The sequence below is a fragment of the Paradesertivirga mongoliensis genome (genome assembly GCF_024436395.1).
In the GTDB taxonomy this organism is placed as follows: Bacteria; Bacteroidota; Bacteroidia; order Sphingobacteriales; family Sphingobacteriaceae; genus Paradesertivirga; species Paradesertivirga mongoliensis.
On record NZ_JAFMZO010000003.1, the window covers coordinates 325,911 to 340,364 of the forward strand.

At 42.4% G+C, this 14,454-nt stretch carries 13 protein-coding genes; 7 read left to right on the forward strand and 6 right to left on the reverse strand.

Annotated elements, in window-relative coordinates; genetic code table 11:
- Nucleotides 1-57 precede the first annotated feature (57 nt).
- Together smc and J3P43_RS12665 are read left to right on the forward strand one after the other, a co-directional pair.
- On the forward strand, nucleotides 58-3,600 hold the full coding sequence (gene smc / locus J3P43_RS12660; protein WP_255902928.1) for a chromosome segregation protein SMC: 3,543 nt from the start codon (nucleotides 58-60) through the stop codon (nucleotides 3,598-3,600).
- Between the two features lie 51 nt (nucleotides 3,601-3,651).
- A complete protein-coding gene (locus J3P43_RS12665; protein ID WP_255902929.1) occupies nucleotides 3,652-4,569 on the forward strand; it encodes a M28 family peptidase in 918 nt (305 codons plus the stop codon).
- 237 nt (nucleotides 4,570-4,806) lie between these two features.
- On the opposite strand, the gene J3P43_RS12670 is transcribed toward J3P43_RS12665, so the two are convergent.
- From J3P43_RS12670 to J3P43_RS12690, 5 genes are all read right to left on the reverse strand, one after another.
- The gene (locus J3P43_RS12670) at nucleotides 4,807-6,468 is read right to left on the reverse strand and encodes a S41 family peptidase (RefSeq protein WP_255902930.1); all 1,662 of its coding nucleotides are present in this window, start codon (nucleotides 6,466-6,468) and stop codon (nucleotides 4,807-4,809) included.
- 135 nt (nucleotides 6,469-6,603) lie between these two features.
- Complete coding sequence (locus tag J3P43_RS12675; RefSeq protein ID WP_255902931.1) at nucleotides 6,604-7,989, reverse strand: S41 family peptidase; 1,386 nt, start codon at nucleotides 7,987-7,989, stop codon at nucleotides 6,604-6,606.
- Nucleotides 7,990-8,029: 40 nt separating this feature from the next.
- Complete coding sequence (locus J3P43_RS12680; RefSeq protein ID WP_255902932.1) at nucleotides 8,030-8,647, reverse strand: HAD hydrolase-like protein; 618 nt, start codon at nucleotides 8,645-8,647, stop codon at nucleotides 8,030-8,032.
- Nucleotides 8,648-9,076: an ATP-grasp domain-containing protein gene (locus J3P43_RS12685; protein WP_255902933.1), complete on the reverse strand. Its 429-nt coding sequence runs from the start codon at nucleotides 9,074-9,076 to the stop codon at nucleotides 8,648-8,650. It lies immediately after the preceding gene.
- A gap of 10 nt (nucleotides 9,077-9,086) precedes the next feature.
- Nucleotides 9,087-9,743, reverse strand: coding sequence for an ABC transporter ATP-binding protein (locus tag J3P43_RS12690; RefSeq protein WP_255902934.1), 657 nt, complete (start codon nucleotides 9,741-9,743; stop codon nucleotides 9,087-9,089).
- Between the two features lie 356 nt (nucleotides 9,744-10,099).
- Between J3P43_RS12690 and sucC the strand changes: the two genes are divergently transcribed.
- Entirely contained in the window at nucleotides 10,100-11,293 is a 1,194-nt protein-coding gene (sucC, locus tag J3P43_RS12695) for an ADP-forming succinate--CoA ligase subunit beta (RefSeq protein ID WP_255902935.1), read from the forward strand.
- Between the two features lie 65 nt (nucleotides 11,294-11,358).
- On the opposite strand, the gene J3P43_RS12700 is transcribed toward sucC, so the two are convergent.
- Nucleotides 11,359-11,820 carry a hypothetical protein gene (locus J3P43_RS12700; RefSeq protein ID WP_255902936.1) on the reverse strand — a complete coding sequence of 154 codons (462 nt, stop codon included), beginning with the start codon at nucleotides 11,818-11,820 and terminating at the stop codon, nucleotides 11,359-11,361.
- A 169-nt stretch (nucleotides 11,821-11,989) separates the two neighbouring features.
- On the opposite strand from J3P43_RS12700, the gene J3P43_RS12705 reads away from it, so the two are divergent.
- The 4 genes from J3P43_RS12705 to J3P43_RS12720 are packed head-to-tail and all read left to right on the forward strand — an operon-like array spanning nucleotide 11,990 to nucleotide 14,319.
- A complete protein-coding gene (locus J3P43_RS12705) occupies nucleotides 11,990-12,505 on the forward strand; it encodes a C40 family peptidase (RefSeq protein WP_255902937.1) in 516 nt (171 codons plus the stop codon).
- A 33-nt stretch (nucleotides 12,506-12,538) separates the two neighbouring features.
- On the forward strand, nucleotides 12,539-13,171 hold the full coding sequence (locus tag J3P43_RS12710; protein ID WP_255902938.1) for an HAD family hydrolase: 633 nt from the start codon (nucleotides 12,539-12,541) through the stop codon (nucleotides 13,169-13,171).
- A gap of 51 nt (nucleotides 13,172-13,222) precedes the next feature.
- Nucleotides 13,223-13,528 (forward strand): phosphoribosylpyrophosphate synthetase, encoded by a 306-nt coding sequence (locus J3P43_RS12715; protein ID WP_255902939.1) that lies wholly within the window; start codon nucleotides 13,223-13,225, stop codon nucleotides 13,526-13,528.
- Between the two features lie 14 nt (nucleotides 13,529-13,542).
- Nucleotides 13,543-14,319 (forward strand): exodeoxyribonuclease III, encoded by a 777-nt coding sequence (locus J3P43_RS12720; RefSeq protein ID WP_255902940.1) that lies wholly within the window; start codon nucleotides 13,543-13,545, stop codon nucleotides 14,317-14,319.
- Nucleotides 14,320-14,454: the final 135 nt, after the last annotated feature.

Here is a 14,454-nt window from a genome sequence, read left to right on the forward strand (position 1 = left end):
TCCCTAAATTGCTATTTCGAATACTGATGAGTATAGCCCCTGGCGTATAAGAGAGAGATGCAATTAAACCGGCTGGAAATAAAAGGCTTCAAAAGCTTTGGAGACAGAATAACAATCAATTTTAACGAAGGCGTTACAGCGATTGTGGGTCCGAACGGCTGCGGAAAATCGAATGTGGTCGATGCAATTCGCTGGGTTTTAGGAGAGCAAAGCACCCGCATGCTTCGATCGGAGAAGATGGAGAATATCATTTTCAACGGAACTAAAACGCGCAAACCCTCTCAGCTCGCCGAAGTTTCCTTAACCTTCGACAATACAAAAAACATCCTCCCTACAGATTATTCGCAGGTTACTATTACCCGAAAGCTTTATCGCAGCGGAGAAAGTGAATACAGGCTAAACGACGTCCAGTGCCGGCTAAAAGACATTACAGATCTGTTTCTCGACACGGGTATCGGAGCCGACTCCTACTCTATTATCGAACTTAAAATGATCGACGAGATTATTGCAAATAAAGAAGGGTCGCGAAGAGCGTTGTTCGAAGAAGCATCAGGCATTTCAAAGTATAAACTTAGAAAAAAGCAAACATTCAGTAAACTCAAAGAAACGGAAGCTGATCTAAGCCGCGTAGAAGACCTGCTTTTCGAGATAGAAAAAAATCTGAAAACCCTCGAGAACCAGGCAAAAAAAGCTGAGCGCTATTATAAGTTAAAGGAACAATATAAGGCTCTGAGCATTATGCTTGCCTCTTTTAAGATAATCGGATTCAGAGAATCGCTCGAGAAACTGGACGAACAGGAGTTAAAGCACTCTGTTGAGAAAACAGAAATCACAACCCGGATAGATGTGCTGGAGGCAACCCTTCAGCAGCAGAAAACGGATGCTTTAACAAAAGAGAAAAACCTCGCAACTCAGCAGAAAGCCACTAATGAGTTCACTCAGAAAATCCGGGCCTATGAAAGCGAGAAAAAGATCAAAAATGAGCAACTGCGCTTCCTTCAGGAAAAAGAAAAGCGGGTAAGTGAAGAGCTCGAGAAAGACAAGAATCAGCTTAACCACGTTCTTTACAACGTTAAACGCCTTAACGAGGAACAGTTTTTGGAGTCTGAACAATTAAACGGGATAAAAGTAAGCCTTGGCGAAAAGAAAGAAGAATTAGATGAGTTAAGGGTTCAGCAAGCTTCGTCTAAAGCTGGGGTTGACAATCTGGTTAAAGAAAATAATGAGCTTCAAAATCAACTGTATAATGCTGAAAAAGAATTAACGGTACTAAATATTCAGAAAGACGCATTGCTGCAGGAGATTAACCGGAACGCTACAGATACAGAATCGAAAGAGGCCGAGCTTGATGAGTTCAATAAGGCCATCGCCGAGATAGAGGTAAAAGTTAATGACAAGCAGATTCAGACGGACAAATTAATTCAGATTGAAGAAGACGTCCAGTTTCAGATATCTAACACCGAAGAGTCTATTAGTCAGCACAAAGAAAAGCTATCGAAGGAAAGCCGGAAGCTGGATGCAAAACAGAACGAGTATAATTTAATAAAATCGCTTGTCGATAACCTCGAAGGCTTTCCGGAGTCGATCCGGTTTTTAAAGAAGAGCACGGGCTGGGCGAAACAAGCTCCACTATTTTCGGATGTTTTGTTTTGTAAAGAAGAATATCGCATTGCGATAGAAAATTACCTGGAGCCCGTAATGAATCACTACGTGGTAGACACGCAGTTGGAAGCTATTCAAGCCATCAAATTATTAAGCGACTCGTCTAAAGGCAGGGCGAACTTCTTTATACTCGAGGCCATTGAGCAGAATCCTGAGCCGGAGGAACTTGTAATTGCCAGCAGCAATTATATCTCGGCTTTGAGCATTGTAGATGTTGACGAAAAATATCACCGGCTTTGCCGCTGCCTGCTAAAAAACGTGTATCTCTCTATCACCGGCGATGAGGAAGAGCTGGTGAATATTTTGCCCGAAAGCAATATGGTGGTTTTAAGCGGTAGCGGAAAATTCAGCAAGAACAGAATCAGCATGTCGGGCGGGTCGGTTGGACTGTTTGAAGGAAAACGAATAGGGCGGGCAAAAAACCTCGAAAATTTAGCTAAAGAAATCCGCTCCATTGAAAGTTCGATTGGCTCTTTACGGACTTCAATAGAATTGGAGAGCCAAAAAGTGGTGAGCCTCAAAGCTTCCTTAAAAAAACAGGATATTCTTGCCTTGCAGCAGGAACTAAGCCGACTGAATAACGAGCTGATATCTTTGAAAACCCGTCAGGAGCAATATGCGGAGTTTATTCAAAACAGTCAGAATCGGAAGAAAGATATTGAAACCAAGATCAAGTCGATTGAAGAAGAATTTTTGCGGGCTGAACCCAAATTAGCTGAATTCCGGTCGAAGAAATTAGAGGCAGGGAACTTGTTAATTGAAAAGCAGCAAGCCTACCACCAGCTTGCCGATTTGGTAACTGAAAAATCGACTGCCTTCAATCAGGAAAATATCCGCTTCCATCAGCAGCAAAATAAAGTATCAGGAATTGAAAAAGATCTTGAATACCGCGACAGCCAGCAAAGAAGCCTGGAATCAAAAATTGAACTGAACACTACCGAACTGAATAAAACGAAAGCCGAAATTACCGACACCTTACAACATGTGGATCATTCTGACGAAGACCTGATCAGCATGTATGTTCAAAAGGAGGAATTTGAGAAGGGGCTCAGCGAGGGCGAACAGGATTATTATAAAGCCAAAAACCTCATCACCGAGACCGAAAATTCTATATCTGAATTAAGGAAGAACAAAGAGCAGGCTGAACTGATCGGCAATGAACTTAAAGATAAAAAAACCAGCTTAAAGCTCGAACTCAATGCTTTAAAAGAGCGATTATCCATTGAATTTTCAATAGATATAAATGATTTACTTGATGCCGAGATCCCGGAAGAGGATAGCGAAGAATCATTACGGGTAAAAACAGAACGAATCAAACAGCAACTCGACGACTTTGGAGGAATCAATCCCATGGCTATGGAAGCATATCGGGAAATGAACGAACGTTTCACCTTCATCCAAAATCAAAAACAGGATCTGATCACTGCCAAAGTATCCCTCCTCGAAACCATCAAAGAAATAGACGATACAGCAAGGGAGAAATTCATGGTATCGTTTACTAACGTACGTGAAAACTTCATCCGGGTGTTCCGTTCCCTTTTTAATGAAGAAGATAACTGTGACCTGATCTTAAGTAACCCCGAAAATCCGCTTGAAGCTGATATAGATATTATTGCGAGGCCAAAAGGAAAGCGGCCCCTATCAATAAATCAGTTATCCGGGGGAGAAAAAACGCTTACCGCGACTGCGCTGCTTTTTGCCTTGTACCTGCTTAAACCGGCCCCTTTCTGTATTTTCGATGAGGTTGATGCTCCACTAGACGACACGAACATCGACAAGTTCAACAACATTATCAGAAAATTTTCTAGCGAATCTCAGTTTATCATCGTATCACATAATAAAAGAACTATCGCGAGCACAGACATTATTTACGGAGTAACGATGATAGAGCAGGGTATTTCAAGAGTGGTAGCTGTTGATTTACGGGAAGTGGCCTAAGAAGATCTTGGCAGAGTTTATGCTCATTAAGAAACCGTTCAAACAAGCACTATGAAAATCTTCCTCTTTTTTTCCTTATTAATTTTCATCCATCCTGGATGTTCAAAAAGCATCAAACAGCATCAGTTGTTCAGTGATGTCCAGGAACTTTCGTCCGATAAATATAAAGGCAGAAAAACGGGTACTGCGGAAAATAAAATGGCGGCTGCGTATATCATCAAACGCTTTGAAGAAATTGGCTTACAGGCTTTTAATAACGACTACAAAAAGGAATTTACGTTTAAAAACCGGGCCGGAGAAACGACCGATGGAGCTAATCTGATCGCTTACATCAGAGGTAAAAAAGAAGACGCCATAGTGATTTCTGCTCATTATGACCATGTTGGAGTGATTGACGGAGAAATTTATAACGGCGCCGACGACAATGCCTCCGGAGTTGGAGGATTGCTGGCCATAGCACAATTCTTCTCGAAAAACCAACCCGAACACACGCTTATATTCGCTGCTTTTGATGCTGAAGAAGCTGGCTTGCAGGGTGCAAAAGCTTTTGTGGGAAACCCCAGTGTTGAGCTTTCGAAAATCAAGTTCAATATCAATATGGACATGATAAGCCGAAGTGACAAGAACGAACTATACGCTGTTGGTACTTTTCATTATCCATTACTAAAGAACTATGTAGTTACAGGTAACCCCAACATAAAAATTCTTTTAGGCCACGACGATCCGAAGCTGGGCCGTGATGACTGGACCAACCAAAGCGATCAGGGGGCATTTCATGCCAAAAATATTCCGTTTTTATATTTTGGGGTGGAGGATCATGCTGACTATCATAAGCCTGCTGATGATTACTCGAGGATAAATAAGGAGTTTTACCAGAATGCTGTCGCCTCAATTTTGGAAGTGATCCAAAACATTGATAAAAGCATTACGATACAGGAGTCGCTGAAGAACAAAAAGATTATGCAATAGAAAAACCGGGCAGGCAGCTGAAATCACTAGAGTACTTACTCCGGCAGTTGGCGGAATCCCACCCTTGAAAAAGAGAGCTGACAAATCGTCTAAAGAGGGTATACAAATCGATCAGGCTAACTAACGGTTGCACCAGCTAAAGCACTATCCCCTCCTTTTTTCAAGGAGGGGATTAAGGGGTGGTTTCTTCCCTGTATCGTCACAAACCAAAAATTTCTTAGAGTAACGTCAGGATAGTTAAAACTTCAGCTTAAGCCTGTGAGGTTCCTGAATCATCCCTTTAAACTCAGTATCACCCAGATCTTTATCGCCTAAAGTAAGCACCTGCATTTTTTGGGCAAGAACACTTGCGGAACCAGCCTGCGCCGTAAAAGAACCCTTTGTGAGATAGTTATAAGCCGCCAGAAAAGATCTCTCCCGAAGGTCTCCGAAATCGTAATTAGGATTATCATTATCCGTCGGATTATCAGTGATTGCCTTAGGGTCCTGCGTATCGGGAACAAAGCCGGCAAAATAGCCTCCTTCATTTTTGGAATTGCGGGTTTCGAACATGCTGAAATACACATCATATTTATCAATCCTAACAGGAAAAAATCCTACGGGCTTTCCGTATGTGGTTGAACCAACAATCTTCACATTCATATAAGGTTTAAGGCTGTTGATGACCAGTTCGCTTGCGGATGCGGTGCTTTCGCTAACGATAAAAACAACGTTCTTAATGGTATTAACAGAACCTTTTTTGGCAAAATGGTTTGTATTTTCTGCAACGCTATAATCTACATCGGCATAAGTAACGAGTCTGCCGTTTTGATATCGGGGTTTGTCATTTGCATCCAGCAGCGGCTGCTTTTTCAGAATAGTGGCTTTGTCTGCCTGCATTAATTCGTTGTAATATTCTGTATACATCACCTTACCGTTAAGACTGCTCGGCGCAATGTAATTGATAAGATATTCTGCCGTATTGACGTACCCTCCGCCATTGTACCGCAGATCCACGATCAGGTCGGTAATACCACTCTGGGCAAACTTATTAAAAACACGGGTAAACTCGGGCACCGAATTATCGTAATCCGAGAATCTGGCATAAGCAAGGTATCCTATCTTTTTATCACCCGAAGTGTATACGGAATCTTTATATATCGGACTGCTTTTATATGAAGCACGATTCAACGAACGGCTGAAGGATGTACCAGCGCTGGTAGTTCCCTGTAATTTTACAGCAGAGCTATTGAATAAGGCATTGTAGAAAAATGAATATTCGCCGCTATAGTTGGTGCCAATCTTTTTGTCGTTTATGATATCAAATCTGTCGCCGCGTTTAAAACCGGCTTTTTCGGCTGGAGAACTCGGATAAACGGCCTGAACATAGATAGTATAAGAAGATGACGAGCCATACGGCCTTACCAGCAATCCAAAATCAAAGCCATTTCCCAGCAAATCAACCGAACTCTTTTTTCCGGGGATATATGCCAGGGGATTTTTATCGGTAACATCTGTAAAATATGAATACTTGGGATCATTAGAATCTGAGCCATCAACATCGGCGCTAAACTCATAAGGTTTCCCCGTTGCAGGATTCGTTCCAAAGCGAGTTATCGCATAAATTTCGTTCGAGAAAGAACTATAATTTCTAGGCTTAAAAGTACCATAGTCGGGCACATCATCCCACCATAAATAAATTTGCCGGGCGTATAAAAAAATAGAGTCACGGGTAAGCTCATCCCTTGTGCCTGTTGTGGGTGCGTTATCTATCGGTGTTTCAATTTTGCCGCTAACTACCGGCGTGCCAGTAGGCTGAGATTCGGGATCGGCAGGCAAATCTTTCTTACAACCCGCCAGAATGATATTCAGGAGCAGAACGGTCAAAAAAGTCGCACTGAAACTCCGTTTTAAATTCATTTTTCTCATAATCACTAATAAGCTCTGCTTTAATGTTCTATACGAAGTTTACTAACGTGCGGTTTACAATCCTCATATATCAGAGCTTAAAAGTTGAAAGCTATTGCTAAAATTATGTCTTTTTCACGACAATTTCTATTGCTGCAAACGCTTAATCCAGAGTGGCATGCGAGAAGGCCTGTTTTCAATCGTAACCGAAGGTATATTCGCATCAATTTCTGCGTTTGCTTCTCTTAAGGTTTTAGATCCCGAACCGCTAACTGAGGAAACGCGGGCCGCCTGACTGGGGGTAAAAGAGTTGTTTGTAATATAATACAAGGCCTCTTTCAGATTAGCCTCGTTCTCATCTCCAAAGTCATGATTCAGGTCATCAGACACCTGCTTATGTACAGGAAATCCCGAGTAAAAGTCTGCTTTACCGGAACTGTTTACCGTTTTAAACGATACCGGATAAATATTATACTCGTATACCGGAATCGGAAAAAACCCAACAGGCTTTCCATATGTATTTCTGTCGCCAACCAATTTTACCTCCATAACCGGATTCAGGTTATTGATCAGCAATTCACTAGCTGAAGCAGACGAAGGCGAAACGATAAAGACCACCCGTGGCAGATCAAGGTCCCCCACTTTCCGGAACTTGTTAGTCTCGTTCCAGGAACTATACTTCTGGTTCATCTGAAAAGTATACATTATCGTCTGATCCCTGCCAACTTTCTTTGGAGCAAGGAAGTTTGCAAGGGTATCATGAGTCGACACAAGACCTCCCCGATTATACCGCAGGTCAACAATAATCTCGTTTACTCCCTGATTCTGGAAGTTTGTCATCGTGTTTACTATTTCAGTAACCGAGGTCTCCGCAGCAAACTGGTTATACACAAAATATCCTATCTTTTTGGCTCCCCTGAGATAAACATTGGAGTAAAGAACCGTATTAAGCACATAAGTCGACTTGCTGAGAGTGCGGGACACCGTGGTTCCGTCGGGTTTTATAAATTCAAATTCAGCAGAAGACGGTGTTCCAAAGAAAATTTCATTGATATAATCCACATCGGCCTGCACACTGCGATTAATAACCCGTCCGTTAATTTTATTGACCCGCCACGTACGCTTTACCCCTGCCAACCCAGCGCTTGAAGCACTGTATACATATATCACCCTTATATCCGTATTACTTTCAAACCCAAACTTTACCATGAAACCAAAATCGTCGGCCGAACTTTTCTGACTAAGCTCCGTTTCTTCCTTTGTTTCCGCGAAACTCCATTTATCTAAGGGTTGATACGTCTTTACCTTCTCCATCACGGCATAAATATCAGGGGAGTTCCGAGGTTTAAAGCTGGAGATCGACGGAAGCTTTTCGGGCCATAAATAAATATCCTTAGTGATAAGATAAGCTGAGTCACGAGCCTCTGCTCTGGCCTTATATTTATCTTTTTTGCAGGAACCGAAAAGCCCCAGCGAGATAAAGCTGACCAGTACGAGTTTTATAAAAAAATGTGGTGTGTAAATATTCTGCATTGTGTGTTATGTATTGAGCCAAAACGCCCAGCCCTGGTGGTTATTGTTGAATAAATTCGGCAACAGCAAGATAATCAATACCAACTGTCGACGCAAATATTTCATCTGTACTGCTCGATCCAACTATCAGTAAATCATGCGGCTGCAAATCATTTTCCTGCATTAAATGCTGCAGCACCTCTGGGTTTGGTTTAGGACCAATCTCGTCAGCAAAGTAAACCTTTAGAAATTGTTCGAGCCCATGCCATTCGGTATGTTTGATCTTATTTAGTTGCTGTAAGGGATTTCCTCCCGTAACGATAAAAATCTGCTTTCGGTCTACAACTATATCTTGTAAAAGGCTCAGAACATCCTTATAAAGCAGTAGCTTAAGGGGCAATTTGGCTTCGCTATGAAGGCGTTGAAAGTTTTCTCTGTACTTTTCGTCGAAAGCATACACTTCTCTGGCCTTATCGAAGATCCTATCCGGGCCATGGTTTTCGTACACTTTTTTCATAAATGCCACCAGATCGTTAGCCGGGGGGAAAGCTTCCTGGTACTCCAGAAAAGTGGCAAACAGGTAGTAAACCTGCAAATCGTAATCCTTTTTAGGATAAAGCACGTCGTCTAACTCGAATATAAATGCCTTTTTCTCGGCAGGCAGCTCAGCGTATGTCATTTAATCAGCGGTGAATAGTTGAAGCTCTGTTCCTTGCGGACTAACCACAAAAATTCCTCTATCAGGCATTTCATCAGAACCTTCCCGAATTACAATCTGTCCTTTAACACCTTTATTTAATAGTGAGGAGATCAGGTCCTTTTCAGGAACAATTAGCTGGATCCCGTATTCATCAAATAGCGTTCTGGCTTCGGCAAGCGGCAACAGCTCGTTCTTTCTTAAGGGATAAACCTTTTCTATTCCGTGGTCAAGACACATGCTTAGCAGAGAATGAGCAAAAGCAGCGGAATCCCCGGAAGGGATTTTAAGAAATTTGCTGCTTTTTGATATCATCGGAACATCTGCCGAATCTGCGAAAACAACTTCGTCTGAATTATCAAGGTGTCGGTGAAGCTGATAGGCCTGTGCGGCAACCGCCCCGGTAATCATTATATTCAATTTAAGATTCTAAAATTTGTCCGTCTTTCATTGTCACTTTCCTGTCGGCCATTTCGGCGAGCTCTTCGTTGTGTGTCACAATAATAAAGGTTTGTGAAAACTTGTCCCTCAAATCTCTGAACAGCGAATGCAGGCTTTGAGCATTTTGGGAATCTAGATTTCCTGAAGGTTCATCGGCCAGAACAATCGAAGGATTATTCACCAAAGCCCGCGCTACGGCCACCCTTTGTTGCTCACCACCTGAAAGTTCATTGGGCTTATGCGAAGCACGGTGTTCCAGGCCCAGCATTGCCAGCAGTTCTGTGGCCCTTAATTCGGCTTCTTTTTTACTTTTTCTGCCGATAAATGCAGGAATACATATATTTTCTAAAGCAGTAAATTCTGGCAGGAGATGATGAAACTGAAAAATAAATCCGATATGCTGGTTGCGGAAAGTGCTGAGGTTTGACTGAGAGAGTTTGGATACATTCACATTATTGATGATCACCTCTCCCCTGTCGGCCCTGTCCAGAGTGCCCACAATATGAAGTAAGGTACTTTTTCCCGCTCCCGAAGCTCCCACAATGGTTACAATTTCACCCTTATTAACGCCGAAATCAACTCCTTTAAGGATTTCGAGCTCTCTGTACGATTTATGTATATCAGTAGCCTGCAGCATAAGGCGAAGATAGAGGTAAAAGGTGGAAGGTGAAAAATAAAAGGTGAAAGCGGGAAAGGCAAAAGGTGAAAGCTAAAAGCAGAAGGTGAAAATGGAAGCGGGAAAGGGAAAAAGGTGAAAGCTAAAAGCAGAGAGGCTAAAGCTCGAAGAGCGGCTACGATAAGACAATACGGAAATTGAGAAGAATACAGGGAATTGCGAGTGTGTTACCGGCCAGGTGAAACAGCGTTTTTTTGATTAAAACTCCGCCACATTGATAAATTACTGAAATTTTTCAACAAAAAGTGTCGATAATCAGATAATTTTTTCAAAAACTTGATGCAAAATGGTAGTTTTACTGCGAAAAATTTCCAATCATGAATATTCACGAATATCAAGGTAAAGCTATATTAAAAAGTTTTGGCGTACGGGTGCAGGAAGGCATTGTTGCTGACACACCAGAACAAGCGGTAGAAGCAGCGAAGAAACTTAAACAGGATTACAACTCGGACTGGGTAGTGATAAAAGCTCAAATCCATGCCGGTGGCCGGGGAAAAGGCGGCGGCGTAAAGCTTGCGAAAAACCTGGATGAAGTTAAAGAGAAAGCAGATCAAATTATCGGAATGCAACTCATCACTCCGCAAACAGGCGCCGAAGGAAAAAAAGTGAACAAGGTTTTGGTGGCACAGGACGTATACTATCCTGGTGAGTCTGAAACAAAAGAATTTTATGTAAGTGTATTACTTGATCGTGCAAAAGGCCGCAATATCGTGATGTATTCTACTGAAGGCGGGATGGATATTGAAGAAGTTGCAGAACACACTCCTCATCTTATTTTCAAAGAAGAAATAGATCCTAAAGTTGGCTTACAAGGGTTTCAAGCACGCAAAATTGCGTTCAATCTGGGCCTTAGCGGCGATGCTTTCAAAGACATGACGAAGTTCATCGCAGCTTTATATAAAGCCTACGAGCAAACAGATTCGTCGATGTTTGAGATCAATCCGGTATTAAAAACATCTGATAATAAAATTTTAGCGGTTGATGCCAAAGTGAATCTGGATGATAACGGATTGTTCCGCCATCCGGATTATGAAGCAATGCGTGATGAATCGGAAGAGGATCCGATGGAAGTTGAAGCAAGCAAATCAAACCTTAACTTCGTTAAGCTTGACGGAAACGTTGGTTGTATGGTAAACGGCGCCGGTTTGGCAATGGCTACCATGGATATTATCAAACTTGCCGGTGGTGAACCTGCAAACTTCCTGGATGTGGGTGGTACAGCGAACGCACAGACTGTAAAAGCAGCCTTTAATATCATCCTTCAAGATCCAAATGTTAAAGCGATTCTGATCAACATTTTCGGTGGTATTGTTCGTTGCGACCGTGTGGCGCAAGGGGTAATTGACGCGTATAAAGAGCTTGGAGATATCCGCGTTCCAATCATTGTACGACTGCAGGGAACTAACGCTATAGAAGCTAAAAAACTAATTGACGAGTCGGGATTAAAAGTTTACTCAGCCATCCTATTAAAAGAAGCTGCGGCTTTAGTAACAAAAGTACTCGAAGACTAAATTCTGTTTGATAAAAAAGCAAAAGCCATCTCAATCGGGATGGCTTTTGTTTTGAGAGCAATTTTTTATTTTTTATCTAAAAGCGATTCTCTGGAAGCGTAAACCCAGTATAAGCCGTCGAACATGCTATCTTCAAAGGGATAATAATAAATCCCTTCGGGAGATTTGTATTCGGTTTTTGGCTTTCCGAAATGAGTTCCGGTCGTTACAGTTGCGTTCTTTTTAATTTCCTTAAAAACGGGCGAATAAGCTTTTTTTCCCCTCAGTTGGAAGGCCCAATAGGACGAACTCTGCCCCGATTCGGGCATGGCTTTGGCGTAGCTCACAAAAGCAAGTACTTTGTTATCTGCCACATATCGATAATCTCCATCCTTATTAGGCTTATACCCCATTTTCGTAAGAGATGCCATCGCCGAGCTATCGCTTTGCGACATCATCGATTTCATGAGATTATAGTCTACTGTCTGCGATCTAACCGAAACGTTAAACAAGAGCAGCAGGGCGGCAGTAATAACTATCTGTTTCATATCTTCTAAAATAACTCTCAGAACTGAAATTCATTATCCTCAGCGAAAAATATTTTCAACGTCCTGTCGCCGCTATAAAACATAAGTCCCTTAAAGCCGTTCTCGGTAGATGCGAGTAATTCCATTGCTTCTGTTATCAATTTCAACGATATGTTCCTGCCGCAACGATATGAAATTGCAAAAAGAGGAATTGAATGACACTACCGACCATACGGAGGTGGCTTTGGACACGCCCGAAACCATTGCAGCCATCCCACCTTCCACATCTGTCGACACACGCGATGTAAACCCTGAAGAGCTGGTCGGATTTGCACAGACGTTGATTGGAACCCCGTATAAATACGGCTCAATTGAGCCTCAGCAGGGATTCGACTGCTCGGGCTTTATCACTTACGTATTTAATCATTTTAAGATCGCAGTTCCCAGAAGTTCTGTAGATTTCACCAATGTGGGCCAGGAAATTCCGGTATCCGAAGCCAGGGCCGGGGACCTGATCTTATTTACCGGCACAGACAGCACGATCCGGGTAGTCGGACATATGGGAATCATCGTTAATAACTCTGATTCAACCCGTTTTATCCACTCCACATCGGGAAAGGCCTACGGTGTTACCATTACACCCTTGAACAAGTACTACCAGGGCCGCTTTGTCAAAACCATCAGAATATTTAAGCAGACAATGTAAAATCCCAGCCTTTTTACATCTTTGCGAACGCATATGGAGCATATTAAAAACATCATATTCGATTATGGGAATGTTATCTTCCTGATCGACTTTCTTAAAACTCAAAAATCATTTACCGACTTAGGAATCAACAATGTGGACCAATTCTTCGGACACGCAGGACACGATCCCCTTTTTAGTGAGTTCGAAAAAGGCAATATCAGCTCCTCCGAATTCCGCGACGGTATCCGCAGAATCACCGGAAAAGCAGATCTTAGCGACCAGCAGATTGACAAAACCTGGAACTCTCTCTTAATTGGTGTGCCCCCGGTCAATCATCAACTTTTATTAGAGGCTAAAAAAAAATACCGCACTTTTCTTCTCAGCAATATTAACGAGATCCATCTTAACTTCATCAGCGATTATCTGAAACGCGAACATCAGGTAGACTCAAACGACATGTTCTTTGAGAAGGTTTATTACTCACATTTAATCCGTAAAAGAAAACCTGGCCGCGATATTTTTGAATACGTTATAGCCGATAGTGCCTTGGATATCAGAGAAACGCTTTTTATTGATGACAGTCCGCAGCACCTCAAAACCGCTTCTGAAATGGGGTTCCACACACATTTAATGACCACAGACGACTCGCTGGAGAAGTTCATGTACCGCTCGGGGCTGCTCTGATTTTCTACTGCAGACAGATAAACAAACACTCCACACAGATGTTTAAAGGGTATGGAAAACTATCAAACCGTAACTGAAGCACTTCAAGGTCTTAAACAAAGAGGCTTTACCTTAGATTTCAACCTCGCTAACGGAACGCTTCACAGCAGTTCCGAAAATATAAACCTGCAACCCGAAGATTTCAGCATCACAGAGATTCATCGCTTCGAAGGCATGTCAGATCCTGCAGATAATACCATCGTATATGGCATTGAATCTCCGAAATATAATGTAAAAGGCGTATTTCTAAACGGTTATGGGGTATATTCTGACGATGTGTCGGAGGAATTGCTGAAAAAACTGAATACACCGGGATAGAGTCTGGATTTCTCATGCCCAGCCTCCATCTCCTCACATGGAATGTCAACGGTCTTCGCTCTATCTGTAAAAAAGACTTCATAAAAGACATTCAAGCCCTTGATCCCGATATTCTGTGCCTACAAGAAACAAAAGCCAGCACGCAGGAGGTACGGGCTTTATGCGAGCTGCTGCCGGGATATCATGTGTATGCTAATTCTTCGAAAGCACGTAAGGGATACTCGGGCACCGCAATCTTGAGCAAAAGAGAGCCGATTAGTCAGTTTTATGATATTGGGAACCAGGAGCACGACCAGGAGGGCCGGGTAATTACTGCCGAATATGAGGACTTTATATTAGTAACGGTCTATGCGCCGAATGCCGGTGATGGATTAAAACGGCTGGATTATCGCAAAAAGTGGGATACTGATTTTATAAATTTTATCAGCATCCTGCAATCCAAAAAACCGGTGATTATATGCGGAGATTTGAACGTAGCCCATCAGCCAATCGACATCGCCCGCGCAAAAGAGAACTACAACAAAGCGCCGGGCTATACTCAGCCTGAAATCGATGGTTTTAAAAACTTGCTCAATTGTAGCTTTACTGACACATTCAGACATTTACACCCCACCGAAATAAAATACACGTATTGGAATCAGCTGTTCAATGCCCGCGCCCGAAACCGTGGCTGGAGGATTGACTACATTCTGGTAAGCAATGAACTTATTCCGCGGGTAAAAGAAGCTTCTATTTACAACGAATATATGGGCTCCGACCATTGCCCTGCTGCGCTTAAGATTGATATTTAAATTTTGGCCGACGGGACTTTCAGTCATACTGCTGGGTATAAGCCGTCTCAATTCGTTAGGTAAGATCCACTCCTTACAAAAAAGATCTTAAATTTATTTGGGCGTTTTGAATCCGGCAGGATTTGGTGCAGAAAG

Bases quoted from the DNA above. Each gene is read 5' to 3' on its own strand.
- smc (WP_255902928.1), top strand. From the start codon at position 58: ATGCAATTAAACCGGCTGGAAATAAAAGGCTTCAAAAGCTTTGGAGAC.
- J3P43_RS12665 (WP_255902929.1), top strand. From the start codon at position 3,652: ATGAAAATCTTCCTCTTTTTTTCCTTATTAATTTTCATCCATCCTGGA.
- J3P43_RS12670 (WP_255902930.1), bottom strand. From the start codon at position 6,468: ATGAATTTAAAACGGAGTTTCAGTGCGACTTTTTTGACCGTTCTGCTC.
- J3P43_RS12675 (WP_255902931.1), bottom strand. From the start codon at position 7,989: ATGCAGAATATTTACACACCACATTTTTTTATAAAACTCGTACTGGTC.
- J3P43_RS12680 (WP_255902932.1), bottom strand. From the start codon at position 8,647: ATGACATACGCTGAGCTGCCTGCCGAGAAAAAGGCATTTATATTCGAG.
- J3P43_RS12685 (WP_255902933.1), bottom strand. From the start codon at position 9,076: ATGATTACCGGGGCGGTTGCCGCACAGGCCTATCAGCTTCACCGACAC.
- J3P43_RS12690 (WP_255902934.1), bottom strand. From the start codon at position 9,743: ATGCTGCAGGCTACTGATATACATAAATCGTACAGAGAGCTCGAAATC.
- sucC (WP_255902935.1), top strand. From the start codon at position 10,100: ATGAATATTCACGAATATCAAGGTAAAGCTATATTAAAAAGTTTTGGC.
- J3P43_RS12700 (WP_255902936.1), bottom strand. From the start codon at position 11,820: ATGAAACAGATAGTTATTACTGCCGCCCTGCTGCTCTTGTTTAACGTT.
- J3P43_RS12705 (WP_255902937.1), top strand. From the start codon at position 11,990: ATGAAATTGCAAAAAGAGGAATTGAATGACACTACCGACCATACGGAG.
- J3P43_RS12710 (WP_255902938.1), top strand. From the start codon at position 12,539: ATGGAGCATATTAAAAACATCATATTCGATTATGGGAATGTTATCTTC.
- J3P43_RS12715 (WP_255902939.1), top strand. From the start codon at position 13,223: ATGGAAAACTATCAAACCGTAACTGAAGCACTTCAAGGTCTTAAACAA.
- J3P43_RS12720 (WP_255902940.1), top strand. From the start codon at position 13,543: ATGCCCAGCCTCCATCTCCTCACATGGAATGTCAACGGTCTTCGCTCT.